The sequence below is a fragment of the Helcococcus sp. SA-HE-C1 genome (genome assembly GCF_985670335.1).
Window position 1 is genome coordinate 347805 of sequence record NZ_OZ484652.1, and the last position, 26997, is coordinate 374801.

General features: G+C 27.6%; 30 protein-coding genes, 1 tRNA gene and 1 pseudogene. 20 read left to right on the plus strand and 12 right to left on the minus strand.

Translation table 11 applies throughout. From position 1 onward, the window contains the following. The first annotated feature begins 285 nt into the window (after positions 1-285). The 3 genes and pseudogenes from AC4KN9_RS01830 to AC4KN9_RS01840 form a co-directional block, all read left to right on the plus strand. Positions 286-6696, plus strand: coding sequence for a G5 domain-containing protein (locus AC4KN9_RS01830; protein ID WP_491016970.1), 6411 nt, complete (start codon positions 286-288; stop codon positions 6694-6696). A gap of 50 nt (positions 6697-6746) precedes the next feature. Next, on the plus strand, positions 6747-6902 hold the full coding sequence (locus AC4KN9_RS01835; RefSeq protein ID WP_491016971.1) for a hypothetical protein: 156 nt from the start codon (positions 6747-6749) through the stop codon (positions 6900-6902). A gap of 117 nt (positions 6903-7019) precedes the next feature. After that, positions 7020-7298: pseudogene (locus tag AC4KN9_RS01840) on the plus strand (DDE-type integrase/transposase/recombinase); the annotation flags it as partial. Between the two features lie 187 nt (positions 7299-7485). Here the strand turns inward: AC4KN9_RS01840 and AC4KN9_RS01845 are convergent. From AC4KN9_RS01845 to AC4KN9_RS01885, 9 genes are all read right to left on the minus strand, one after another. Beyond that, a complete protein-coding gene (locus tag AC4KN9_RS01845; protein WP_491016972.1) occupies positions 7486-8700 on the minus strand; it encodes an IS256 family transposase in 1215 nt (404 codons plus the stop codon). 88 nt (positions 8701-8788) lie between these two features. After that, positions 8789-9190 (minus strand): hypothetical protein, encoded by a 402-nt coding sequence (locus AC4KN9_RS01850; RefSeq protein WP_491016973.1) that lies wholly within the window; start codon positions 9188-9190, stop codon positions 8789-8791. Positions 9191-9305: 115 nt separating this feature from the next. Further along, complete coding sequence (locus tag AC4KN9_RS01855; protein ID WP_491016974.1) at positions 9306-9503, minus strand: hypothetical protein; 198 nt, start codon at positions 9501-9503, stop codon at positions 9306-9308. Positions 9504-9664: 161 nt separating this feature from the next. Beyond that, entirely contained in the window at positions 9665-9787 is a 123-nt protein-coding gene (locus AC4KN9_RS01860; protein ID WP_491016975.1) for a hypothetical protein, read from the minus strand. Between the two features lies 1 nt (position 9788). Further along, positions 9789-9977 (minus strand): hypothetical protein, encoded by a 189-nt coding sequence (locus AC4KN9_RS01865; protein WP_491016976.1) that lies wholly within the window; start codon positions 9975-9977, stop codon positions 9789-9791. Between the two features lie 94 nt (positions 9978-10071). Continuing rightward, on the minus strand, positions 10072-10314 hold the full coding sequence (locus AC4KN9_RS01870; protein WP_491016977.1) for a hypothetical protein: 243 nt from the start codon (positions 10312-10314) through the stop codon (positions 10072-10074). Next, positions 10298-10528, minus strand: coding sequence for a hypothetical protein (locus tag AC4KN9_RS01875; RefSeq protein WP_491016978.1), 231 nt, complete (start codon positions 10526-10528; stop codon positions 10298-10300). Before AC4KN9_RS01875 ends, AC4KN9_RS01870 begins: the two co-directional genes overlap by 17 nt. Positions 10529-10707: 179 nt before the next feature. Further along, positions 10708-12534, minus strand: coding sequence for an ATP-binding protein (locus AC4KN9_RS01880; protein WP_491016979.1), 1827 nt, complete (start codon positions 12532-12534; stop codon positions 10708-10710). Continuing rightward, entirely contained in the window at positions 12531-13625 is a 1095-nt protein-coding gene (locus AC4KN9_RS01885; RefSeq protein WP_491016980.1) for a metallophosphoesterase family protein, read from the minus strand. Before AC4KN9_RS01885 ends, AC4KN9_RS01880 begins: the two co-directional genes overlap by 4 nt. A 149-nt stretch (positions 13626-13774) precedes the next feature. Here AC4KN9_RS01885 and AC4KN9_RS01890 point away from each other — a divergent pair, with 149 nt between their 5' ends. The 8 genes from AC4KN9_RS01890 to AC4KN9_RS01925 all read left to right on the plus strand — a co-directional run bounded on the left by AC4KN9_RS01890 (position 13775) and on the right by AC4KN9_RS01925 (position 17959). After that, entirely contained in the window at positions 13775-14038 is a 264-nt protein-coding gene (locus AC4KN9_RS01890) for a terminase large subunit (RefSeq protein ID WP_491017920.1), read from the plus strand. Between the two features lie 80 nt (positions 14039-14118). After that, complete coding sequence (locus AC4KN9_RS01895) at positions 14119-15141, plus strand: minor capsid protein (RefSeq protein ID WP_491016981.1); 1023 nt, start codon at positions 14119-14121, stop codon at positions 15139-15141. Continuing rightward, on the plus strand, positions 15141-15335 hold the full coding sequence (locus AC4KN9_RS01900; RefSeq protein ID WP_491016982.1) for a hypothetical protein: 195 nt from the start codon (positions 15141-15143) through the stop codon (positions 15333-15335). Before AC4KN9_RS01895 ends, AC4KN9_RS01900 begins: the two co-directional genes overlap by 1 nt. 68 nt (positions 15336-15403) lie before the next feature. Beyond that, the gene (locus AC4KN9_RS01905) at positions 15404-15769 is read left to right on the plus strand and encodes a WDGH domain-containing protein (protein ID WP_491016983.1); all 366 of its coding nucleotides are present in this window, start codon (positions 15404-15406) and stop codon (positions 15767-15769) included. Between the two features lie 680 nt (positions 15770-16449). After that, on the plus strand, positions 16450-16647 hold the full coding sequence (locus AC4KN9_RS01910; protein WP_491016984.1) for a hypothetical protein: 198 nt from the start codon (positions 16450-16452) through the stop codon (positions 16645-16647). Between the two features lie 250 nt (positions 16648-16897). After that, positions 16898-17041, plus strand: a complete 144-nt coding sequence (locus AC4KN9_RS01915) for a type II toxin-antitoxin system HicA family toxin (RefSeq protein WP_491017921.1) — start codon at positions 16898-16900, stop codon at positions 17039-17041. A gap of 54 nt (positions 17042-17095) precedes the next feature. Next, entirely contained in the window at positions 17096-17533 is a 438-nt protein-coding gene (locus AC4KN9_RS01920) for a type II toxin-antitoxin system HicB family antitoxin (protein ID WP_491016985.1), read from the plus strand. Between the two features lie 261 nt (positions 17534-17794). Continuing rightward, positions 17795-17959, plus strand: coding sequence for a hypothetical protein (locus tag AC4KN9_RS01925; protein ID WP_491016986.1), 165 nt, complete (start codon positions 17795-17797; stop codon positions 17957-17959). A gap of 131 nt (positions 17960-18090) precedes the next feature. Here AC4KN9_RS01925 and AC4KN9_RS01930 read toward each other — a convergent pair. Continuing rightward, positions 18091-18167 (minus strand) — tRNA-Pro (locus AC4KN9_RS01930). 164 nt (positions 18168-18331) lie between these two features. Here AC4KN9_RS01930 and AC4KN9_RS01935 point away from each other — a divergent pair. Next, positions 18332-18829, plus strand: coding sequence for a pentapeptide repeat-containing protein (locus tag AC4KN9_RS01935; RefSeq protein WP_491016987.1), 498 nt, complete (start codon positions 18332-18334; stop codon positions 18827-18829). A gap of 24 nt (positions 18830-18853) precedes the next feature. After that, positions 18854-19378 carry a DUF1836 domain-containing protein gene (locus AC4KN9_RS01940; RefSeq protein WP_491016988.1) on the plus strand — a complete coding sequence of 175 codons (525 nt, stop codon included), beginning with the start codon at positions 18854-18856 and terminating at the stop codon, positions 19376-19378. Positions 19379-19474: 96 nt separating this feature from the next. On the opposite strand, the gene AC4KN9_RS01945 is transcribed toward AC4KN9_RS01940, so the two are convergent. Together AC4KN9_RS01945 and AC4KN9_RS01950 are read right to left on the minus strand one after the other, a co-directional pair. Then, complete coding sequence (locus AC4KN9_RS01945; protein WP_491017922.1) at positions 19475-20620, minus strand: PAS domain-containing protein; 1146 nt, start codon at positions 20618-20620, stop codon at positions 19475-19477. A gap of 136 nt (positions 20621-20756) precedes the next feature. Beyond that, positions 20757-21365, minus strand: a complete 609-nt coding sequence (locus AC4KN9_RS01950; RefSeq protein ID WP_491016989.1) for an NADPH-dependent FMN reductase — start codon at positions 21363-21365, stop codon at positions 20757-20759. 323 nt (positions 21366-21688) lie between these two features. Here AC4KN9_RS01950 and AC4KN9_RS01955 point away from each other — a divergent pair, with 323 nt between their 5' ends. The 7 genes from AC4KN9_RS01955 (at position 21689) to alr (ending at position 26990) form a co-directional block, all read left to right on the plus strand. Beyond that, positions 21689-21901 carry a hypothetical protein gene (locus tag AC4KN9_RS01955; RefSeq protein WP_491016990.1) on the plus strand — a complete coding sequence of 71 codons (213 nt, stop codon included), beginning with the start codon at positions 21689-21691 and terminating at the stop codon, positions 21899-21901. 123 nt (positions 21902-22024) lie between these two features. After that, a complete protein-coding gene (locus AC4KN9_RS01960) occupies positions 22025-22339 on the plus strand; it encodes a hypothetical protein (protein ID WP_491016991.1) in 315 nt (104 codons plus the stop codon). A 550-nt stretch (positions 22340-22889) separates the two neighbouring features. Continuing rightward, positions 22890-23975, plus strand: a complete 1086-nt coding sequence (locus AC4KN9_RS01965) for a cysteine desulfurase family protein (RefSeq protein ID WP_491017923.1) — start codon at positions 22890-22892, stop codon at positions 23973-23975. 3 nt (positions 23976-23978) lie between these two features. Further along, a complete protein-coding gene (mnmA, locus tag AC4KN9_RS01970; RefSeq protein ID WP_491016992.1) occupies positions 23979-25094 on the plus strand; it encodes a tRNA 2-thiouridine(34) synthase MnmA in 1116 nt (371 codons plus the stop codon). 63 nt (positions 25095-25157) lie between these two features. Then, the gene (locus AC4KN9_RS01975) at positions 25158-25406 is read left to right on the plus strand and encodes a hypothetical protein (protein ID WP_491016993.1); all 249 of its coding nucleotides are present in this window, start codon (positions 25158-25160) and stop codon (positions 25404-25406) included. Positions 25407-25501: 95 nt separating this feature from the next. Continuing rightward, positions 25502-25864: a holo-ACP synthase gene (gene acpS / locus AC4KN9_RS01980; protein WP_491016994.1), complete on the plus strand. Its 363-nt coding sequence runs from the start codon at positions 25502-25504 to the stop codon at positions 25862-25864. A 19-nt stretch (positions 25865-25883) separates the two neighbouring features. Continuing rightward, positions 25884-26990 (plus strand): alanine racemase, encoded by a 1107-nt coding sequence (gene alr / locus AC4KN9_RS01985; RefSeq protein ID WP_491016995.1) that lies wholly within the window; start codon positions 25884-25886, stop codon positions 26988-26990. The last annotated feature ends 7 nt before the right edge of the window (positions 26991-26997 follow it).

A 26997-nucleotide genomic window follows, 5' to 3' on the forward strand; every position in this document is an offset into this window, starting at 1 on the left:
TCTAAAAATTTGAACTGAACACCTCCATCCATTTGTCCGGATTTTGAGGCTCAGTTCATAAACTGACGCAAGTTTTTGTTTAATAAATAAAGATGAATTTTAATCATCTAAAAAGGTTCTAGATTTAATTTCTAGGACCTTTTTTGTTTGTATAATATAGAATGTAAATATAGCATAACAAAGAAAATACATTTACAAATATGTATTTTTGTAGTAATATACAACTAACAAATTAATATATTTAATTTTGATAAAAATTAGTAATTTATTTTAATAGGAGGAAAAATGGCAGGTAAGAAAAAAATAAATAAAAAATTTATTTTAAATACCATCAAGAAATTTACAGTTAGTGCTTTGGTGGGTGCAACTTTAATTAATTCAAGTGCATTCACGGTAAATGCCCAAGAATCAAGGGGGGGGGTAGATAGACAAGCTACCCAAGGTGTAGAAAACACCAATCAAGCTGATGCTGACATCCCAGTACAAAAACCTGATGGAGATGGAAAAGTAGTTTTTGAAAAAGACGGATTTAGATTTGAATTAATAGATGATGTTGAAGCTAATAAAAAAGAAAGATATAACGGAGAATATGTTAGTGAATATCGTCATAAGAGATTGAATATAAGTTATACAGGTAATGAAAATATTGAAGACGCTACATTAAAATTATCACTTCCTACAGAAGTATCTAATAAAAAAGAAAATGAAAGTCACTCAAATAATATTGACTTTAGATTGAATAATGTGGAAGATACTAAATCTTATACTAATGAGAATAATCAGTATATTGAAATAAATGAAAAAAATATAACTTCCGGTGTTTATAGCCGTTCAATTCCTCTTGAGTTTAAGACAGATTCATATGCTAAATTAGTTGAGAACCTAAGAGTAACACTAAGCACAGCAGATGATAAACTTATAGACACTAAAATGCAAGTGGAACAAAAAGGACTGCTTAAATTAACAGAAGCAGATTTAATTAACACTACCTTAAAATTTTATGGTTATGCTGCCTTTCAGAATTTAAAACTAAACTATCTTGGATATCAAGATTTAAATCCAGATGACCCTACTATAAAACGTGTAGATTTACGCTTAGATTTCAATTCAAGATTTAGAGGTAATGATACTCATAAAGGACCAGCATATGTATCTAATATTGAATCTGAAATAAGATTTCCTTCTGAATTGAAGGAAGTTACAATAGAAAATTTAACATCGGAATATAATACAAAAAAAATAAATGCAACAACATACAATGTAGAATTTAGTAAAATAGTGCATAAAAACGATTCTTCAGAATATGAGTTAGATTTAACTATCTCTGATATTAAACATTCGGGAACGGATCCATTAGTTGAAAATCCAGAACAATATGTTAATAGGGATAGACTGCATTCATATTCATCGCCTCCAAGAAACAAATATAAAACACTTAGCGTGTCAGCATCAATTTTTGGACAAACTATAAATTATGAAGATAAATTTTATTGGCTATTCAGAAATACAGGTCTAAAAGAACCCAATAAAATTGAAAACGCAAATGTTGATGATGATATAGTATTTCCATCTATAGAAAGACTAAAAAAAGAATATAAAAAAAATCCAGAGATACTATCAGATAGATTCTATAGTCAAATATATGTTAAAAAAGGTAGAAATAATGAACTTACACTTACTAATATTAAAAAAGAAATTACCATGCCTACAGATAGTGAAAATAAACCACTATTTAAGGTGAAAAGTATATCTTTTGTTGACAAGGCTAAAGATAAAATTAAAGATAAAGATGTTATTGTAAAAATAAATGATATAGTATTAAATAAATCTACTGAAAAAGAAGCCTTTTATGAAAATACATTGAGTGACGATGTATCAAGTTATACTATTGACATAAAATTTGTAGAACCTATAAATTTCCCTAAATCTAAAGATAATGATTATTTAAGATATATTAGAGTGGATTATGATGTAGTCGACATAGATAAAGCTGAACAATTCTTTGATAATCCTACAAAAAAAGAGACTTTTCAAAAGATAATTGTCGATAGATCATCTGTATATAATAACGACAAAAAAGAGGATGACGATTCTACAAATATATTATCTTTACTAATAAGAACAGGGAAATTACAAGATTTAAGAAGTGGAACGAAAGATTACGATACACATAATAAATTATCATTTAATGAGTTGAATCAAACTATACAAATTCATAAAGATGCTTTAGACGTTGGTTTTAGAGCTCAAGATAAATCAAGAAGCTATACTGATTCATTTAGATTTCATGATAAAGATAAAGAACATTATAAAGATGAATATAATATTGGTAAAGTAACCATGAAAGCAGAAGTAACACCAGGTATTGAAATTGACTATTCTGAATTTAAGAATGTCGAAGGATTTTCATATACAAAAGAAACTGTAGGCGATAAAACTGTATACACCGCTACATTATCTAATGTAGATGCATATAAAGCGTTTTCTGATGATCACGTTGATGGTAATTTAGTAGGAAAGATTTTAAGAGCACCTATCACTGCTACAGAAGGTATATTTAAGGGGAAACAATATTCATCAGTAAATTTGGAAGCCAAATATAGCGTATTTGTAGAAGGTACTCCTGATAAACTTGAAGTGCCTGATACACTAAAAAAAGGTAGCGAATCATCTCTGACATTTACTGGTCAAATTATAATGCCACAAGGACTAAGTGTAGAGCATTCATTCTCAACATCACAAGATGAAAACTACAAAAATACTGATACTGTAGGTTCGGTACTTCACAATGAAGATGTCTATCTAAAAGCATCACTTATTAACCTAGATGGTACAGTACAAGAAAATAAAGGATTTATATTCTTCTTACCAAGAAAAAATGGATATACATTCAGTGGCTCTCAGACAAATAAGCATGATGTGTATTTGAAAGAATTGCCACAAAATGATAACTACAATGTGTACTATACAACAGATACACTAAGTGCAAGTAGTACGCATGATAACACTACATGGACACAAGTTACCAAGCAAAACGATGCCGTTAATTTACAAGATATTACAGCAGTTAAACTAGAGAGAAAAACCTCACTTCCAGCATATACAGTTGATGAGATTAAACTTAAAGTATTAACACCTAATGAAGATATTGGATATGATGTAGACTTTAAGTCATATGTAAGCTTGTATGATACAAAAACAAAAGTGGTATCAGCTCCAAATGTATCTACATTTAAGATTGCACCATTAAAAGCAGTTACAACTAATGTTTCGATACCTCAGGGAGAAAATGTAACTGAAGATCCATCACTACCAGAAGGTGAACAAAGAGTAACTGAAGGTCGTGATGGTAATATCCAAACAACAAAACACTACAAACAAAGAAATGGTGTAATAGTTGATGAAAATAATCCAGTGAGAGTAGATGAACCAGTAAGAAAAGATCCAGTTGCTAAAGAAATAGTAAATGGTACAGGGGTACTACCAACACTTGCCGTAAAAGAAGACTATGTAAATGATGCTACAAACAAAGTAAGTGTAAAAGTTGATGATGCAAATACTCAAAAAACAAGCGTTAAATTCTATGACGAAGCTGGTCAAGTAGTTGACAAAGAAATAAACGCCCTACAATTAAAATATGGGACAACTCTTGATGAATTAAAACAAATGCTTTATGCAAATGATAAAAATACTGGAGATATCGATTTATCACGTGTGACACATACATTTAAGGACGATAACAATCCATTTACTGACAATAAAGCAACAAAAGTTGGAAGTGGATATAGCGTGACATTTAAGATTGTTGATGAGCATATGACTGATAAATTTACAGAACTAACAGTACCATTTGAAGTACTAGAAGCAGATAGAGTATTCTTACCAAAAGAAGATATAGAATTTAATCAAAAAAATGAAACCACTGAAAGAAATCAAGCTGGTAATTTAATAACTTATGTAGGTAATGTTGAAACCACAAAAAACCCAATCGACTTTAATATAACTTATCAACCAAAAGAAGATTTAGCATTTGGTGAAAAGAAGGTATTAGTAGAAGGGAAAACAGGGACTGAAACAATTAAATATCAATACGATGTAAACCCACAAGATGGTTCACTAAGTAATAAGAGAGAACAATCACGTGAAACAGAAGAAAAAGCTAGAGATAAAGTATTTGGTGTAGGTAATGTAGAAAATAAAACTGAAGCAATACCAATGCAAACTATCTACAAAAAGCTATACAAACAAGATGGTACACTAGCAGATGGTATTACTAAAGACGAACTTCCAGAAGACTTAGCATTTGGACAAAGCTATGTGAAAAATGAAGGAAGTGAAGGAACAAAGAAACTTAAAGTAACTTATGAAGTAAATCCAAAAACTGGTGAAACTACAAATCCTAGAGAAGAAGTAATAAGTGAAACTACAAATCATAGAATAGAGTATGTAAACAATCGTCAAATGATTAATGAAACTGACAACTTTACAACACGCTATGAAGCAGATGATACACTAGACTTCAAACAAGAAAAAACAAAGACTGAAGGTAAAAATCGTATTAACAAATACTATGAAATATATCTAATGGATGATAAAGGTAGTGTATTTAAGCCTGAAGAATCACCAAATAAAAAAGATATAAACGGATTATCTGAAGTTAAGAAGATTACAATTGAAAATCAAACTTTAGAAGAAAAAGTAGTTGGTGTAGGTAATGTAGAAAATAAAACTGAAGCAATACCAATGCAAACTATCTACAAAAAGCTATACAAACAAGATGGTACACTAGCAGATGGTATTACTAAAGACGAACTTCCAGAAGACTTAGCATTTGGACAAAGCTATGTGAAAAATGAAGGAAGTGAAGGAACAAAGAAACTTAAAGTAACTTATGAAGTAAATCCAAAAACTGGTGAAACTACAAATCCTAGAGAAGAAGTAATAAGTGAAACTACAAATCATAGAATAGAGTATGTAAATAATCGTCAAATGATTAATGAAACTGACAACTTTACAACACGCTATGAAGCAGATGATACACTAGACTTCAAACAAGAAAAAACAAAGACTGAAGGTAAAAACCGTATTAACAAATACTATGAAATATATCTAATGGATGATAAAGGTAGTGTATTTAAACCTGAAGAATCACCAAATAAAAAAGATATAAACGGACTATCTGAAGTTAAGAAGATTACAATTGAAAATCAAACTTTAGAAGAAAAAGTAGTTGGTGTAGGTAATGTAGAAAATAAAACTGAAGCGATACCAATGCAAACTATCTACAAAAAGCTATACAAACAAGATGGTACACTAGCAGATGGCATTACTAAAGATGAACTTCCAGAAGACTTAGCATTTGGACAAAGCTATGTGAAAAATGAAGGAAGTGAAGGAACAAAGAAACTTAAAGTAACTTATGAAGTAAATCCAAAAACTGGTGAAACTACAAATCCTAGAGAAGAAGTAATAAGTGAAACTACAAATCATAGAATAGAGTATGTAAACAATCGTCAAATGATTAATGAAACTGACAACTTTACAACACGCTATGAAGCAGATGATACACTAGACTTCAAACAAGAAAAAACAAAGACTGAAGGTAAAAATCGTATTAACAAATACTATGAAATATATCTAATGGATGATAAAGGTAGTGTATTTAAGCCTGAAGAATCACCAAATAAAAAAGATATAAACGGACTATCTGAAGTTAAGAAGATTACAATTGAAAATCAAGCTTTAGAACAAAAAGTAGTTGGTATAGGTAACATTGAAACCACAAAAACCCCAATCGACTTTAATACAACTTATCAACCAAAAGAAGATTTAGCATTTGGTGAAAAGAAGGTATTAGTAGAAGGGAAAACAGGGACTGAAACAATTAAATACCAATACGATGTAAACCCACAAGATGGTTCACTAAGCAATAAGAGAGAACAATTACGTGAAACAGAAAAAGCTATAGATAAAGTAATTGGTGTAGGTTCTAAAAAGGTAGAAGAAGTCACATTAAATCACGGACATCAAGAAACTACCGATAACCTATTAGCTAAGGGAGAAAGAAAAGTAATCCAAACTGGTAAAAATGGACTTGTAAAATACACATATAAATATGTGGTAAATCCAAGTACAGGGAAATTTACTGGAAGAGAAGTTCTTGAAAGAGAAGTGTTAGAACAAGCACAAGATGAAGTAGTTGCAGTTGGAACATTTGAATCAAGTAAGGGAGAACCAGAAACTCAGGAAACACCTAAAGAAACAGAAGGTGAAACATCAAAAGAAACACCTAAAGAAACAGAAGGTGAAACATCAAAAGAAACACCTAAAGAAACAGAAGGTGAAACATCAAAAGAAACACCTGAAGAAACAGAAGGTGAAACATCAAAAGAAACACCTAAAGAAACAGAAGGTGAAACATCAAAAGAAACACCTGAAGAAACAGAAGGTGAAACATCAAAAGAAACACCTGAAAAAACAGAAGGCGAAACATCAAAGGAAACACCTGAAAAAACAAAAGGTGAAACATCAAAGGAAACAGAAAAAGAGAGTCGAAAACCAAAAGATAATAAAGATTTATCAAATAAGAATCCAGATACTGGAGATTCTGGAATTACAGTATCATTAGTACTGTTATTGTTTGCGACATCTATGATTTTTGTAATAAATAAAACAAAAAAAGAAAATAATTCCTAAATAATGAACTGAACCCCAAAATCCGGACAAACGGATGGAGGGGTTTTTTCATGCCAAAATATAGTTTAGATTTTAAAATAAAAGTAGTAAAAGAATATTTAAATGGTAAGTCAGGAGGAAGAAGTTTAGTTTCTAAAAATATAATATCCCTGGTGGTACATTGCAAAATTGGATTAATTGGTTCAATAGAAATGGTGAAGAACTAATTAGATTAAGAGAAGAGAATGAACATTTTAGATTAAAGAAAATTTATGAAAAAAAGCTAGAATCCTATCTCTTGGAAAAAGAGCTAAAAACAAAGAGAAGGCAAAAATAGTACTTAGCTTAATAGAAACTTTAATGTAAGTAAACCAAACAAAGTATGGTTAACAGATGTAACAGAGTTTAGATTAAGTGGTAGATAAGATAAACTTTATCTATCTCCAATTCTAGATGTTTTTAATGGAGAGATAATATCATACTCAATAAGTGAAAATTCGACCACAGCCTTCACAAATGAGGCGTTAGATGATGCTTTAGAAAGATATAAACTACTAGATGGTTTAGTAATTCATTCAGATCAAGGATTTCACTATCAACATATATCGTGGGTTAAAAGGGTCTGTAAATAATTTTGTGTATCAACCTATTTCCTGATATTAAAGGGTATGGGTTGATACATTTTTTGTATCAATAGATATTCATTTCTTAAGAAATGAAGCTTAACTTAATTTTACACATTATTAATACACTGTCAAATTTTGTTAAAAATTTGCAGATATTTTTTACTATTGCTTTCTATTTTTTTTATTATATCCTCCCTTCAAAATATATTGATAATTGTGATAACACCTTATCCCAACCTCTTATTCTACTAGTCCACTTAGCTGAAGCATCTGCCATAGCTAGATAAAGACTTTTTTGTAATGCATAATCATTTGGAAATATTGCTTTATTTTTAGTTACTTTTCTTAACTGTCTATTAAAGTTTTCCATAGCATTTGTTGTGTATATCATCTTTCTAATACCTTCAGGATACTTAAAATATGTTGATAATTCAGCCCAATTATTTCTCCATGAAGATACACATGTAGGATATTTCTTACCCCACTTATCTTCAAATACATCTAAATTGGTTAGTGCTAAATCTTCTGTAGGTGCTTTGTATATTGACTTTAAGTCCTTCATCAACTCTCTAATATCTTTGTATGATACATATTTAGTAGAGTTTCTTATTTGATGTATTATACATTTTTGTATTTCTGCTTTTGGATAGACTGCTTCTATTGCTTGAGTAAATCCTGCTAGATTGTCTGTTGAGAAGATTAATACATCTTCTAGCCCACGTTCTTTTAATTGATTTAATACTAAAAGCCAATATTTACTTGATTCATTTTCTCCAACCCACATACCAAGTATTTCCTTAAAGCCTTCTAAATTGTATCCTAAAGCTATGTAAACAGCTTTTTTAACTACAATATTATTTTCTCTAACATGATAGTGGATTGCATCTAAAAACACCATTGGATAGACTTTATCTAGTGGTCTGTTTTGCCACTCTTCTATTGTTGGAAGTATCTTGTTAGTTATTTTACTTACCATAGTTTCTGATAATCCAAAACCATAAATTTCTTTAATATGAGCTGATATGTCTCTAGTAGTCATACCTTTTGCATACATTGATATTATTTGATTCTCTATATTTGATATGTCTTTTTCATATTTTTTAAGTACTTGTGGTTCAAATGAAGCATCTCTATCTCTTGGGATATTAAGATCTATATTTCCATATGAAGATTTAACAGTCTTTTTACTTGATCCATTTCTAGTGTTTAGTGATAGTGGAACTTGTCCATATTCATAGTCTAGATGCTCATCAAGTTCAGATTTAAGCATTTGTTCTATTGCATCACCTAAAAGGTCTTTAAGTGCATTTTGTAAATCCTGAGCAGTTTCTGGTTGATATTCTTCTAGTAACATTTTAGTTATTTTATTTAGTCTTGTTTCTGGTCTTTTTCTTGGCATAAAAATTCCTCCTAATTAGTTTTTCTTTACCCTAATCAGGAGGTTTCTATACACAAAATTTTACACAGTCTCGGTTAAAAGATTTAAATTAGTTATTTAATTTCATTTTGGGAATAGAATTATTAATTGAATTCAACATCACCGCTGCACCCATAATCATCATAGTTGCCCCATTATTTTCTACCTTATATATAGTTTCGTATACATATAATACACATGAATGTATAACGTATATATAATATAAAATTATAGCTATTTTAAGTAAAGATGTTCTTATAATTTTTTCATAAAAATCTTTACCATTCTTAAAATTTATATAACTATCTACAATCATTATTAAAGTGAACATAATACATAATAACGATTTTAGAATAATATTATTTAAATTAATATTACCACCAACTATAGATGTAAGCGTAGTTAATAGGACTACAATAAATAAAATAGATGCAAAAAACATATTAGTCTTATACATAACACGAATTTTCAAATTATTCTCCTTTTTAGAATAAAACCTTATTAACAAGAACCAAATATAGTTAAACACTAAATTAAAGTTCTCCTAAACAAATGGTTTTAACATATAACTAACTCATCTTTACTAATTAATCAGCAGACCACCCTTCAGCTATTGTATTAATACCTCCAAGAGTAACCCCAAAAGTACCTACTTTACCACCCAGAGTTGGATAAGTAATAACTCCCGTTACTCCAGCGACTGTAATAATTGTTCCACCTACAATTTTAAACCAATTCTTTCCGCCATCAATCAGTACTAAATCTTCTTCTAATAATAGTTCCATTTAAATCTCCTAAAAATACATATCTATGAAACACTAATACTTTATTGTTAGATTCATTAATGCTAAATTGCTTGGTTATCTAAAATTTTTTAGAATATTCTATCTATACTAGACTAACTACAAAGTTAGCCTAGTATAGATACTTTTAGTAATTTATAAAATTATTCTTCAGAATTATTTTTGTCATCTTTTTTAAAAATCTTCTTTTCAATTTTTTTATAAATTAATACAGAAATAGCGCCGACGATCATATAAAATATCCAACCAAATTCTACTTCGGGCATTTTAATCACCCCACCAACAAGTTGCCGCATAGGCTAAATCTCCGCCTACACCGCCTAATACGCCACCACCAACGGCTCCTTGCACTATACCAGAATCAGCTCCTTTCCAAGAGCAACCGCCACCATCTATTTCCATCATTTCGTTATCTTCAAGAGCATTAAAAACTCCCATATTCAAATTTATTTCCATAATATTCCTTCCTTTTTTTATATTAAACAATAAATTATGTCGACCTAATCTATTGAGTTTAATACTATAATAAATTTTTATTTATATTGAAGTTTTATATTTTTTTAACCTCAACATATATGTCTATCTTTACATTTTCTAACTCTTGAATTGTGCTTATTTTTGTTAAATCCGTTATGGTGACTGTATATACTGGTGATTTTTGGATAAATCCGTTATCATCAATATATTTATTTAGTTCATTAAATTTCTCTTGGTTATTAGGATTACCAATCACTTTATATTTTAATGCATTTTCTAAAACAAAATTTTCATTAAAATTATATATCTGGAACATTTATTTTTCTATCTACGGATACAAATACTTTCATATCTATATATTCACCTTCAAGCGAATATACAGAAGAAAATCGATATCCAGTTTCTTGTAAGTTGTTATCTCTTATATAATTCTGAAATTCTATCACTCTATTATTAAAATCATTAATAGACATTTTTGCTCTAAAACTTATAACATTAGGTATTTCTAATCTCTGGTTTTCTAAAATCACTTATAATCTCCTATCAATGCTAAGTTTAGCTTATTATATATAAATAATTTGAGATTATTAAAGTCTAAAATGAATATATATATTCATCATGTTTAAGTTTATAATACACAACTAAAAATAAAAAATCAATATTTTTTTAGTTATTGTACTGAAACCATAAACACGGACTAAATTTAATATTATTTTAAGCTGTAAATACACAAACCTTCTTCCTTAAAAATATTTAATTTATGGCATGTGAATAATAGTATTTGACTATATTCATTTTGTAAGTCTTTTAATAGCCTTATAGTTTCTAATGCTCTTTTTTCATCAAATCTAATTAAAACATCATCTAGAAGAAAAATTCTATCACGACTATTTTCTAGGATAGTTTCTGAAATTATAATTCTAAGTGCTAAATAAATTTGATCTATTGTACCACTGCTTAGATATTTCCAACTTTTGTTGTTTTTAGTATCTTCATCTTGTATAGAAACATTAAATGAATTATCGATGAATAGTTTTTCATATTTACCATTTGTTAATTTAGAAATTAAATTGGAAGTACGTCTATTTAGTAGATGAGAAAATCCGGTTTCAAACTCTTTAAATGCGTCAATTATATACTCTCGTGTTTTTAATAGAAGCATATACTCTCGATTAGCTTCATATAAATCTTTTTTTAGTGATTTTAGTTCATATTCTAGTGTAGATAAATTTTTCTTTCCTTTATATCTTTCCTTTACAGTAGAGCTGATATCTGTAATTTCTTTTTGTATATTAAAGATTTCTTCTTTAATTAATTCGATATCTTTATTAGAAAAATCATCATTTAAACCGATAATATCAATAATTTGAGAATTTAATTCTTTAATCGCCTCATCTGTATAAAATATTTCCTCTTTAATTTCATTTTTCTTATTTTGTAAGGCGATAAGCTTATCCGTTTTATAACGTATTTCAGAATTAATATTATCAAGTAATTCATTATGTAGATTTTTTTTATTATAGTGGTTAAAAAGATATATACCTAATAATCCAATTGAAAATACTAGTAAATATTTAGATGTAAATACTGCTATAATTAAAATTATTATTGAGAAAAAAATAGAAAAATCCAAAACATTAAATTCAGAAAATAAATTTTTATTCTCAATATTACTTTTTTTACTCTTTAAATTATTTATATCATTTTCTAATAGTAAAATTTCACTTTTGTTATTGAAATTAATCTCTAAATCTTTTTTATTTATTAGAGCAGTATTCTTTTCATTAGAAAGATTTAATGCTTTTATAAGTTTTTCTAGAACCTTTTCTTTTTCATCTTTTTTTTGACTTAGAATATCTATTTGATTCTTAAACTTTATTTTTTCTTTTTCATCTTGTTTAGTTTCTTCTATTCTTAAATATAAATCATCAATATTAGTTTGAATATTTATAATTTTTCCTTTTTTTCCGCTTTTAGAAATAAAAGATTCGATTTTTTTATTTAAATTAGTTATAGCGAGATTTTTAGAGATATCTTCTTCTCCTGAACTAACTAAATTTAGTAGTTTTTTAGAAATTTCATCATTTCCTTTGTCGGAATCTATAATCATAGCTTCTGAAGAAATAAATAAGGATTTCTTAAAACTTTCAGACGATATTCCAAAAAAATATTCTCCAGGTTGTTGATTGATTTCTAATTGAACCTCTTTTCCAGTAATATATTCATACACTTTAATTTCATCACTGGAATTAGTTTTATTAAAAATACGTTCAACTTTATAATCAACACTATCTTTTTCTAAAATTAAGTAGCCACCCATGTGTTTTGAAGCCCATGAGCTGTATTTTAATCTTTCATTTTGTAATATATCTTTTGATCTACTTGTATTACCATATAATGTCATTATTATAAAATTTAAAATAGTAGTTTTTCCAGATTCATTATCCCCGTAAATTATATTTAATCCATCATTAAATTTTAAGGAAAAATTATTAAATTTACCGAAAGATTTTATATATATATCTTTAATAATCATAATAACCCCTCAAATGCTTTAATCCCATAGTTTATTATATCTTCTTTTTCACATTCACTTAAATTGCTATTTAAGACACTATCTATAAATTTTCCTTTTATATTTTCTTGGTTGCGTAATTCTTCTTTATCGATATATAATCTTGAATCATCTAAAATTTCTGAATATCTTAAATCAGAAAGATAAGATTGAATTATTTCTAAGTTTATATTTTCATCATGTTTTATATAACCGGTTAAAATAATTCTATAATAATTTTTTTTAAAATTTAATCCGAAAATATTTCTTAAATGCTCTCTAATCTGATTCGCAATTATTATTTGACTCTCAAAATTCGTAATTTCAATCTTAACAATTTCAAATTGTGAATTATCAAATTTATAGAAATTTAATGAATTGGTATATTTAGAAATATCACCTAAATATAATCCTTTTTCACCAGTTTCATCAAAGCCACGTCCCATAGGATTTCCGCTATATGCGTAATATGTTTTTCCTTCTTGTTTTATTTCACTTTTTTTGTGAACATGCCCCAAAGCAATATATTCAAGATTTGAATTTTTTATATCATTCAAAAATATTGGATGATACTCATTTAGTTTGGAGTCAATTTGGCCATGGAACACCCCTATATTTATGTATTGATCATCAATATTTGATATATTTGATATCATTGGAGTCTGTATATGAGATTGATTAAATGCAAAACCATATACTCGAGTTTTTAATTCTGAAAATTCTATATAGCTTATTTTTTCCTCTAGAAATATATATGTGTTTTCTGGCCATTTTCCACAGTACACAGACTCTAAACTTACATAGTCATGATTTCCAGGAGATATTACAATTTTTCCATTAAATTGTGATAATATTTCTTTAACATTATCTAAAAGTTTCCCATCTATAGAGGAAGTTTCATAAAAATCACCAGCAATGAGTAATATCTGAACTTTTGAAAGATTGAGAACTTTAACGATATTTACTAATGCTGTTATTAAATTTTTATTAATTTCCTCACTTAAAATATTTTTTTCATTAATTACTCCGCCTATATGGAAATCTGCCATATGTGCAATTCTAACTTTTTTCATATTCACCTCATTATAATTGTAACATATTCAGACATTTGTTACCTATAGTATCAAGAGATGTTAAATTTAATGAGATTTCCCAAATATTAATTAAGTAGTTTGGAACTAAAAATGAATAAATCAACTAATATTGTATTAACAAGAATTATATTAGGATAAAAGTAGCTAAAAAAGGAAAAGACAGTATTTTAAATGGTATTAAGTGGATACAAAACTTAGAGCTTATAATCCACACTATGTGTAATAACTTTTTAACCGAAAAAAATAACTATCAGCGGGTAGAAGATAAGTTTGGACAAAGATTAAATAAGCCTGTTGATAATTTTAACCACCTGATAGATGAAATGAGATATGCAGTCGAAGATTATACTCAAGAAAAGATAAAAGTAAAAATATTCAAAAGTATATTTTGATATTAAAAAGGAGAAGCGATGGAAAACTACATATTTACTTTTTCTAAGGAATAGGTAAGAACTTAATTAGTGATAGTAAGATGAAAACTATAGCACAACAAATCGTAAATGATTCTCATGTATCTGCACACTTTTCATATTATATATGGACTAACTTAAAGGAACTAAGAAATGATTTACAAAATGGACTTAACAGGTCGATATTAAGAGGACAAAATCCTAATGTATGGAAAAGCGACTTATACAAGCACTTTAAGAGTAATGTGAAAAAGGCTGAATTTTATGTGAGAAGACTTGCAGTAACAGAAACAGCAATAGCACAAACTAAGGCTGGTTTATTAAGTACTAAAGAAAATGGATATGATAAAGTAATTGTTATAACCGAGCCTGGAGCATGTAAACTTTGTAAACCACATGATGGAAATATAGTAGATATAGACAAAGCTGAAATGGGAAAGAATGTTCCAATATGGCATCCGTTTTGTAGGTGTACTGTTTCTGCTTATTATGAGTATGATGATGATAAAAAGTTAGAAGAGCTAGCAAAAGGAAAGCTAAAATCTCTTAGGAATATAGAACCTAAAGTTACTAAAGATATGATTGATGTAGCAAACAAATCGAATTCTAAATTAGTTGGGTTAGAATACAGATTAAAGGGAATAGACAGTTTAAAAAGGAAAATATACAGTGATGCTAAAGAAGCTGGTATAGATTTAGAAACATCAGCTAAATGTATAAATGATGTTCTAAGGTACACTTGTCAGTATGATTACAACAATATGACTGAAAACGTATTAAAATCAATTGATAATTTGAAGAATAAAGGGTATAATTTAATTAGAATTAAGAATACATTTAAAGATGGAGTCCCATATAAAGGAATTAATACTTTAGTTGAAACACCTGAAAAAGAAGTATTTGAACTTCAATTCCATACAAAAGATTCTTTTGAATTAAAAAACGGTAAACTTCATGAACTGTATGAGGAATCGAGAGTACTCGATAAAATAGAATACAAAGAAAAAGTGAAAAAACTAAGATTTAAAATGATAGAGTTAAGTAAAAGTATAGAAAACCCTGAAAATATTGAAAGGATTAAATAATGATTGATTTAAGAGCTGAAACAGGTTATTTCTATTGTCCTGATTATGACGCTTATGTGAAATGTCAAGATTTGATATTTTATGTAATAAAAAATGGAAAAGAAGTAATGAATGATTTTTATTCAAAAATCTTAATGTCAGAAATCTATTATGAAGATATAAGCGAAGAAAAATATAAAGCACAATTATACTAAATGCACACTAACTAATTACAGATGTAAAAGGTTGGATGTGCTTTTTTAGTACAAGGAAAGGATTAATAATGATAAAAGATAGTATAGAAGCTATAAATCAAGAACTTATAAAAATGAGAGATGCTGGTATTAGTAGAAAGGGTATTTCTGATGGTTATCACACTTTTAAGGAATTGTATTATCACAGAATGGTTTTGTTTTCTATAATTTTAAACCAAAACAAAGATATGTCGTGGAAAGCAAAGAAACACCATGATGGAACGATGTTTGGAGATGATAGTTTTATTTGTGGGATAGAAACACCCGAAGGACAGTATACATATCATTATAATTTAGAATACTGGGATAATTTTCAGGTAAAGGAATTAGAATTCGCACCTGAATATGATGGCCATAAACCTTCTGATATAACAAGGTTGTATAGTATATTATAAAAATAATAAATTAAAGTCATACAAGGAATTTCGATACCTTATGAGCTTTAAGCAAGGGTAATACCTTGCTTTTTTTATGCCCAAAACATGCTTAAGGCTTAAAACTGTGCAAGAGAATATAGTCAGACATGACTCAAAACAAGAAAAGGAGAAAAATATGTCAGAAGAATTAAGAGAAAATGTAGAAACTACTGAAGAAGTTGATAAAATTGAAAATATACCATTCTTTGAGTTTAAGGAAATATAACTAAAAAAATTATCGATAATTAGGAGCAGAAATGACTGAAAAGGAAGTAAAGATTTGGCTTAATAGAGCTTATAGAATAGATGAATCTATGAAAAAGCTATAGGAAATTTAGTAAAAATCATCAAAAATAGTTAACAAATATATAAGTGTGTCGTATAACATAAGTATAGAAAGGGGGTGAGAATTTGGAATTGGTTATAATAATAGCCAACTTGATAACAGGATTGATAAATCTGATAACTTCAATAATCATGTACAAGTCGGCTAAAGATAATAAAGGGGATAAATAAATCCCCTCCCCTTTAAGGGTATTCTATTTATATATTATAACCTATTTCAGTTAAATTATGCAAGATTTAAAATTAATGATTAGTGTTGTAGCCTTAATTATAAGTATAGTTGCATTAATTATAGCTTTAAAAGGGAGGAAATAATGAGTGGATATAAAACTTCAAAAGCTCAAAGAAGAGCTTCTAGTAAATGGGATAAAGAGAATAGAAGATATAAAACTATAAAGGGATATAGGGCAAATGGACTAAACTTTATTAGAAACCACGCAACATTAGAAGATCTAGAAGAATTTAGGAAAATAATAGATGAAAAAGAGAAACAATTAAAAGATGTCCGATAATGTCCGACTGACCTATGATATTATAGTAGTGTGGAAAATTAAAGACTGAAGATGATTTCAAACATGCAATTCCTTATTATAATTATTATTAACTATAGTTTATTCAGTCTTTGATGCCTCCTTATTTAAGATACTTTTAAGAGATTGCATTTTTCAGTTTATTTTTAAAATAATGCTTGACTACACACGTATAAACACGTATAATATAGTCGTCAGGAGGTAAGTGCGCATGCCGATGACACAAAGAGAAATGATTAAACTTCTTAAGAAACATGGATATGAAGAAGTAAAGAGCGAAGGTAAAGGCTCACATATCAAAATGAAAAAAAGGGGTTTAAATCAATTCCGATTCCCAAAGGTGAACTTAAAAAGGGGACGGAAAGACAAATATTAAAAGAAGCAGGACTGATATAGCCTTGCAACTTTTAATAACTAATTGGAGGTATGTATGTTATCAAGTTATCCAGCATTATTTTACAAAGATCCTGCAGGAGGATATTTTATTCATTTCCCAGATTTTGATAGTCCTGGAACACAGGGAGATGACATTTCAGATGCTATGTTTATGGCTAGCGATTGGTTAGGGATTACTTTATCTGACAAATTAGAAGAAGGTGAAGATTTTCCAAAAGCCAGTAGGATAAATGATTTATCATTAGATAATGATAATCCATTTAAGGATGATGATGAATTGAAAAATTATTATACTTCTAAAGATTCGTTTATATCTATGGTTTTTGTAGATGTTGAAAGTTATTTAGATTATAATAAGTTGATAAAAAAAACATTATCAATTCCACAATGGGCAAATGATTATGGGAACAGAAAAAATTTAAACTTTTCAAAAGTGTTAACAAATGCCATTGAAGAATTAGCTACAAAATAGAAGAAAAAAAGGATAAATTAAGCACTCTTAATAGAGTGCTTTTTTAGTATAAAGAAAGGTAATTAATGGTTACAATATTAACAAAGTTAAAACTATTAGGATATATCAATTTATCATGGTTAATAATATTTAGACCTTTTATACTTTACGTATTAGCTTTAATAGGATCGTGTATTTATATAATAATTAAAAATAAATAAAGTCAACAAGGAATTTCGCTACCTTATGACCTTTAAGCAAGGATAAGACCTTGCTTTTTTTATGCCCAAAACATGCTTAAGGCTTAAAACTGTGCAAGAGAATATAGTCAGACATGACTCAAAACAAGAAAAGGAGAAAAATATGCCAGAAGAATTAAGAGAAAATGTAGAAACTACTGAAGAAGAAAAAAGGGTGGCTATATTTAGGTTCGACCGACTTAATTAATTAAATTTGAGAAAAATTTGAGAAAAAATAATGTAAATCAATGTATTAATATTAAAATCTAAAAAAACGACTACGTTGAAATATACACAAATGTAATGTAATATAATTCATTGTAATCGTTTAAAAATACATGGTCGGAGTGAAAGGATTCGAACCTTCGACCCCTCGGTCCCAAACCGAGTGCTCTACCAAGCTGAGCCACACTCCGTCAACCTTTATAAGTATATAATAATAAAAAGCAAATGTCAATTTTTTTTTATTATATTTATTTGTACTGAAAATACCAATATTTTGATTAAATATATAATTTACTCTGTATATTTTTTGTGTTTTTTTATATAATATATTTATAGGAAATTATGGGAGGTATAAGTGAAAAAAAAATTGTATATCTTAAAAGATAAAAATTTCAATTTAGAAGATATTGATTTAGAAGATATTGATTTAGAAGATATTGATTTAGAAGATATTGATTTAGAAGACATTGATTTAGAAGACATTGATTTAGAAGACATTGATTTAGAAGATATTGATTTAGAAGATATTGATTTAGAAGATATTGATTTAGAAGATATTAATTTAGAAGAAGATTTTGAATTAGAAGAACTTGAAGAATTTGACTATGATTTATTAGAAAATGAGTTAGATATTGACGAAGATGAATATAATCACGACCCTTTTGATGAAGAAGAATTTGATGAAGAAGATTATTTTATTGAAGAAGAATTTGATGAAGATGATGAAAAAAATCTGGATGAAAATAAATCATATATTGATGAGGATGCGTATCTTGTAGAAAATTATGAAGAAAATTATGATGATGATTACGAGTTTGATTCTTTAAAAGACAGATTAGATGGAGATTACTAATTTTTTATTATAGGAATAATATAAATGAATGATAAATTAAAGCAAATATATGAATTTAAGTGCCCAAAATGGGAAGAATTACCAAATAATATATTCAGCTCAGAAATTATTGAATATTTTGAGGAAAAGTTTAATCCAATTTTTACAGATGAAGATATATTAACAAAAAGTATGATACAAAATTATGTTAAGTGGAAAATGATACCTGCACCTAAAGGTCGAAAATACAGTAAAGAACAAATAGCTAGAATTATTGTAATTTGTATTTTTAAGCAAGTAATTACTATACAAGATATAGTTGACGGTGTAAATCTTCAAAATAAGCTTATGGATATTCCTTCAGCTTATAATATACTTGCAAAGAGTTTAGAAAATTGTATAAAAGTTGTTTTTGAACCCCTACTAAAAGAAAATAAAGATACTATAAAGTTTGGAGAACATATTGCTAAAATCGAAACTTTAGGTATAGAGTCTGTTGTTATATCTTTTGTATTTAAGCTTTTGACTAAAAATATAATTTTAGTGAAAGGAACTAAAAACTTACTATAAAAACTTAAGAATAATGAATTCAAAAAGTTAAAATGGTACTGTAATATTTTTAATAGAATATTACAGTACCATTTTTTATTAATTAATATTTAATGTTTATTTCTCGCTTGCACCAGTCGTAGCATCTGTAGAGTTATCAGAACTACTTGCACTAGTTGTAGCATCTGTAGAGTTATCAGAACTACTTGCACCAGTTGTGGCATCTGTAGAGTTATTAGAACTACTTGCACCAGTTGTAGCATCTGAGGTTTGAACTAATTTTTGGCCAGTTTTTTCTAAGTAAAAATCAACGATTGGTTTAAAATCGAGTATATACTCATTTATACCTGCATAGTCACCATTATCATAATACATAGCTTGATAATTATGTACTACATATTTATCAGGACCATGATGTGTAATAGGGATACGAATAATATCAGTATTACCTGCACGCATCTGTTGAATAACTGCTTCTGCACCTTTACGAGCTCTTTCAGGGTGGCATTCAGCTAAAGAGAAACCAACTTGATGCTCATAACGAGAAGCTAGCATATCGTCTCCCATAAGTACACGATTATAATATAGGAACTGATTGTTATCATCGGCGTATGTAAGTTCCATAGGCATTGAACGTAAAAACATATTCAACTGATTTACTGTAAGAATTCCTCTATCTAATTTGACATAATCATTTCCTTCTGCAGCCCCAACTAGTTTTGCAGCTTTTTCAACCCATTCAGGATCTGATTTGTCAACACCGTCAATAGTTGTTTCAATAGAAGAGGTAGCCCATAAATCTTCTTTTGGTAAGTTAGATTTTTTCTTCATTGATTTATTAACTTTGATAAATTTAACAAATTTATCAAGACAAAGTCTTAAATAATCTATAGTTGATTGATCTTTAAGATTTTCATTATCATCAAATGCCTCTTTTACTTTCCCTAGTAAAAATTCATTTCCCGGCATTACGTGAGCGCCAACACCAGGAGCCTCAAGAATTTGTCTTAAATGTAATTGTGATCTAGATGTACCCTGATCATAGTATGAAGCACCTATTACCATTACTGGTTTTTCTTCAAAAGGGTGAACTTTAAAAGATAAGTGTTCTATTACACTTTTTAATGCAGGTTGTATTGTACGATTATGTTCTGGAGTAGCTATAATTACACCATCTGCACTTGAGATACGCTCTGCTAAATATTGAATTTCATTAGAATTTGTTTGATCATCAGATTGATTAAAAATTGGTATATCTTTTATTTCGAGTAATTCAAATCTAAAAAGTGCCCCAAATCTTTTTTTTTATATATTTAAGTAATAGTCTATTATACGAACAATCAGCGTTTGATCCTATTAAACCTACTATTTTTAACATAATAATTCTCCTTTATTTTTGTTAAATATTTTCCCAATTAAAATTTTCAGCTTCACGTTTATTTTCCTGATAAGAATTAGAAAGTTTTTTCATGATTTCAATAAATTGTAAGAAATCTTTAATGAGATTTTCTAATTTTGATATTAATTTTTCGTCTTTAAGATTTCCATTATCATCAAAAGCTTCAAGTGAATGTCCTAATAAAAATTCTGAACTTGGCATAATACGAGCTTTTAATTCTGGTGAATCTAAAATTTGACGAAGATGTTGTTGAGCACGTGAAGATCCTAATGTACCATAAGATGCACCGGTAATCATTACAGGTTTATCAACAAAAGGATAAATACCGTAAGATAACCATGCAAGAGCGTTACTTAGTGAAGCAGTAATTGAATGATCATATTCTGGAGTGCTAATAATTACACCATCAGCTTCTTTTATTTTATCTGATACGTTTTTAACTATATCAGGAATATTTTTGTCTGAAGGTTTATTAAATAGGGGGATATCTTTAATCTCTAATAATTCAACATTAATTTCTTCACTAAAATGTTTTTGAATAAATTGTAATAATCTACGATTAGTCGAATTTTCAGAATTTGTTCCGATAATTCCGATGATATTTTTCATATTGAAAGTCCTTTCTCTATTCTCGATTTTTTATAAAATTAAATTATATAATAAAAACAAATCATTGACATTTATTTATTTATTATAAAGTAAATAACAGTACAAGTCAATAATAAATGATGTGTATTATAAGAATAAGCTCTAAGATTATCAAAAGTATAAGATAAGAAAACCAACTAATAATATTCTCAAAAGAGCATACCTGTTTTCTATAAATAATGAATATTTTTGTAAAGGGTAAAGAAAACGTTGACATTGTTAAATAAAAAATCTATAATATTTTTAACAAAAAAATTTAGAAGGAAAATAAAGATAAAAAAATATTGAAAATTTTTAGTTTATTCTTAGATATTATATTAACTAGCAATGTCATATTTCCAGCTACATCATTAGCAAGTAACGATATAGCAGAAGTTGAAGTAACTCTATATGAGGATGAAGATAGGATTATCACTACTACAATGTCAAAGAATCTTGCTGAAGACAAAATATATTTGGATTATATAAGTTGTATCTTTTGTGAATGCTCAAAATAAATATTGGGCAGAAAATTTATATTTGCTAGAAACAGGAAAAATAAAGGCTATCAAACAATGTATATATGAAAATCTAAAAGGAGAATATCCAAAAGTTTTTAATATTATAGAAAGAGTTAAATGATGAAAAAAACAACATATTCTTTAATATATTCTTTAATAATTTTTTCATATTTTCTATTGAATAAATTAGATTTTGCATTTAAGAGTACAATTTCACTTTTAGTATTATTTGTATGTTCAATGGTTTTTAATAGGGATTCTAAGTATAAAAAAAATAGTGGAATTTATTTATTAACTTTATCTGGAATATTGATTATTCCGAGTTTTATTAAAATATATCAGAAATTAGATTATTTATTAATAAGTCCTATTTTTGATGGTTTTATTATTTCAATAATTTGTTTTATATTATTAAACTATTTTATATATGAATAATAATTTTACAAAAAAAAGAAAAAAGATTTGAAAAAAAATAAATAAAAAATAAATAAAAAATAAAAGACTATTCTTAAGGATAGTCTTTTGATCTTTCAGATTTCTTTACATATTTCTATACATATAAGTTCTCTGTTCAGAATTAGACAAAACTTTTAAATCATTCTCGTCCAATTAGAGTAATATATTTTTTTATCTTATTTAATAATATTAAAAAAGTTAATTTCTTTCGTTATACTAGTTTTTATAGGAAGCATTCCTTTCTGAAAATTAGTTTGTCGTTAAACTTACATTACTAGATAGCCTTTTTATTGAAAAAAGTTTTTGTTACTTATCTATTATTACCTAGCAAATGATGTATATTATAAGAATAAACGAAGTATATCTTATATAGTAATATAAGATACAAAGATGTATAAAAGTATAAATAAATAATATGAATAGAAAATACTATGTTATATATGGTGTTTAATCATATTTATCTTAAGTTAAAATATAAACTATTCACAACATTTATTTTTTCTAGTATAATTTAAATGAGGAAGGAAAAATTATGTATTTTGATTATGCGGCAACATCGATAAAACGAAAAAAAATTTTAACAGATTTATTAAATAATATTGAGGAAAACGACGGAAATCCTAGCAGTATGCATACTATGGGAAGAAATTCATTAAAAAATTTAGAAAAAGCTAGAAAAATTATAGCTGAAAGTATAGGTGCTAAATCAAAAGATATTATTTTTACAAGTGGTGCAAGTGAATCTAATAATTTAGTCTTATCAAATTTTAATGATAAGTCTGTAAAAATAATAAGCTCAAAAATAGAACATAAATCAATTTTAGAGGGATTAAAAGCTACTAACTCAGAGATTGTATTATTAAATTCTAAAAAAAATGGTCAAGTTTCTCTAGATGAGTTTTATCAAAAAATAGATGAAAATACAAAGTTTGTTTCTATTATGTATGTAAATAATGAAACGGGTATTATACAACCAGTAAAAGAGATAGGTGAATATCTAAGAGATAAAAATATCTGGTTTCATGTAGATGCTGTTCAAGCATATGGACATTTAGATTTGGATGTAAATCAATTAAATTGTGATTCTTTGAGTTTATCTGGACATAAAATTGGTGGTTTAAATAGTTTTGGGGTTCTATATACCAGACAAAAACTAAGTCCATTTATATTTGGTGGAAACCAAGAGAGAGGCTTTAGAGCTGGAACTTCAAATGTTATGGGAGCTTTATCAATGGCGTATTCCATAAAAGAAATCAATTCAGAAAGAGAATACATTTTTAATTTAAAAAAATATTTTATAGAAAAAATTCAAGGAATAGACTTTGAAATTAATGGTGATATTAAAAAATCAGTAAATCATATAATTAATATATATTTTCCATTTATAAAGTCTAATTTATTAATAGCTAAATTGGATTTAAAAGATATATATGTCTCTGCGGGATTAGCATGCAATTCTGGATCTTTAGAACCAAGCTATGTTATTGAAAATATGTATAGCAAGGAAAGAGCGAGCAATTCTGTTCGTTTTAGCTTTGGTTTTAAAAATACTTTTACTCAAATAGATGATTTAGCAGCTATATTACACGAAATATATAGAGATAGAAAGAGATAAAACATGAATAAAAAAGAAAATAGTAAAATAAGAGTTGTTGTAGGGGTTAGTGGTGGAGTTGATTCATCTGTAGCAGCGGCTCTCCTAAAAGAGCAAGGATATGATGTTATCGGTGTTTTTATGAAAAATTGGGACGAAACTGATGAAAATGGATTTTGTACTGCTGAAGAAGATTTTAAGGACGCTGTAGAAGTATGTAACGAATTAGATATTCCTTATTATTCTATAAATTTTGAAGAGGAATATTATAATAATGTTTTTAAATATTTTTTAGATGAGTATAAAAAAGGAAGAACACCAAATCCTGATATAATGTGCAATAAAGAAATAAAATTCAAAGCCTTTTTAAATTTTGCAAAAGAATTGGGAGCTGATTTTTTAGCTACAGGACATTATGCAAGAATTAAGAGATATAAAGATGGATATGTTAAAATGCTCAGAGGTATTGATGATAACAAGGATCAAACATATTTTCTTTCACAATTAAGTCAAGAACAAATTAAAGACGTTTTATTTCCTATTGGAGAATTAAAGAAATCAGAAGTAAGAGAAATTGCTAAAAAATATAATTTAGTAACTGCAACTAAAAAAGATTCAACAGGAATTTGTTTTATAGGAGAGAGAAATTTTAATGAATTTCTTTCAAATTATTTACCTGCAAAACCTGGACAAATGATAGATATTGAATCAGGTAAAATAATGGGAAAACACGAAGGATTAATGTATCATACAATTGGTCAAAGAAAAGGACTTGGAATAGGAGGAGATGGAGAAGCTTGGTTTGTCTGTGGTAAAGACTTAACGAAAAATCAATTGCTTGTATGTCAAGGTTCGGAAAATGAACATCTATATTCAAATAGATTAATTGCTTCTAAATTTTCAACATTATTAAAGGACTTCAAAAAGGAAGATTTTGAATGTGTCGCTAAGTTTAGATATAGACAAAAAGACATTCCAGTTAAAGTTAAGTTCTTAAAAGACGATAAGGTAGAGGTGAGTTATAAACATATAAAATCAGTAACACCTGGTCAATCAGCTGTATTTTATGACGGTGAATTGTGTATAGGTTCAGCAATAATTGATGAAGTATATAATGGAGAGAAGAAACTGAAAGTTTAGTTTTATAAGATACATTTTGGGTATATTTAAATAAATACTAAAATTAAATATAAAGGAGGAAATATGTTGGAATTAACTAGAGAAAATATAGATAAAATTATCCCTTTTGTTCAAGATAGATTTGGAGAGTTAACAGGTGACGAAATAAGAAGTATTAAAGAAACACCTGAAAAATTAAGCTTAATAATTGAAGAAAAATTTGGAGTACCTAAAAGTACAGTCAATGATGAGATTAGAGAATTTCTAGGAAAAGATATAGTTGGAGGAATGGCTAATAAAGCTAGGGATTTATTAGGTGGTCTTAATAGGTAATATTAACAAAGGACTGTGGTAACAGTCCTTTTTATATGCTTAATTTACAATTTTTTAATATGGGTATATAATTATAAGATATGAAAGTGGGAAAAATGGTAGGAATTGATCTGATTAAAGTTGATAGAATAGATAAATTAAAAGAAAAGAAAAATTTCTTCAATAAAATATTTACTATCAATGAACAAAAATATCTTCAAGATAGATTTAATCGCAACAAACATATTGCTGGTATTATCGCATGCAAAGAAGCTGTTTCAAAATCTTTTAGAGTTGGAATTTCTGAAGAATTAGGATTTAAGGATATTGAAATTTTGTATGATGAAAAAAGAGCGCCGTACATAAATACTAGTTTAGATAAGATTAAAAAAATAATGGAGGATAAAAAAATAAGTAATGTATCAATTAGTATAAGTCATGATGGTGACTATGCGATAGCTATTTCAATGCTTTCATAAATAAGAATATGGAGAGTATATGCTAAAAGATGCAAATAAACTATTAGTAGATTTAACAAAAATTAAACATAATATCGATTTATTAAAAGTTGAGGGTAAAAAATTTTATGCAGTTGTAAAAGCTAATGCCTACGGACTAGGATTTATAGAAATTTCTAAGTATATAGAAAAAGATGTCGATATGTTTTGTGTGGCCAATATAAATGAGGCTATTCAACTTAGAGAAAATGAAATAAAAAAAGATATATTAATTTTAGGATATATTTGCCCCGAAAATTACAAATACATAGAAAAATATAATTTGATAGTAACTATATATAATTTTAAAATTGCTAAAGAACTTAATTTATCTGGTAGTAAAATTAGAAGTCATATAAAGCTTGAAACAGGACATAACAGATTAGGATTTCAGACTAACAATGATTGTTTTGAGAGAAGCTTTAATGAAATAAAAAAAATAAGCAAATTTAAAAACATAAAAATTGAAGGTATATATACTCATTTTTCAAGTGCTGATGAGGAAAATAGAGAATACACTAATCTGCAAGCTAATTTATTTTGGAAAATGATTAATTTATTGGGAGATATTTCTAAAAATTGGACTAAGCATTTATCTAATGATGCAGCAAGAATAGCGTATGACGTAAACTCCGATGCTATTAGATCAGGAATCTCAATGTACGGATATTTTCCATCTATATTTATAGAAAATAAATACAACATTAATTTAAGACAAACTTTCAAGTGGGTTTCAAAAGTTTCTAATATAAAAGAGATTTCAAGAGGAGAATATGTTTCATATAGTAGGACATTCGTCGCAAAGGATAATATGCAAATAGCAACAGTTTCATGTGGTTATGCTGACGGGTATAAAAGAATAATATCCAACAGAGGATATGTGCTAGTTAATGGAAACAAAGCCAATATTATTGGAAATATAACTATGGATCAATTTATGATTGATATTACAGGAATAGATGTCAAATTACATGATGAGGTAGTTTTAATTGGAGAAAGTGGAAAGGAAAGTTTAAGTGCCGATAATATCGGAAAATGGGCTGAAACTATTTCCTATGAAATAATGACTTCAATTTCAGATAGGGTAAAGAGAGTATATTTAAGATGAGAGGTGT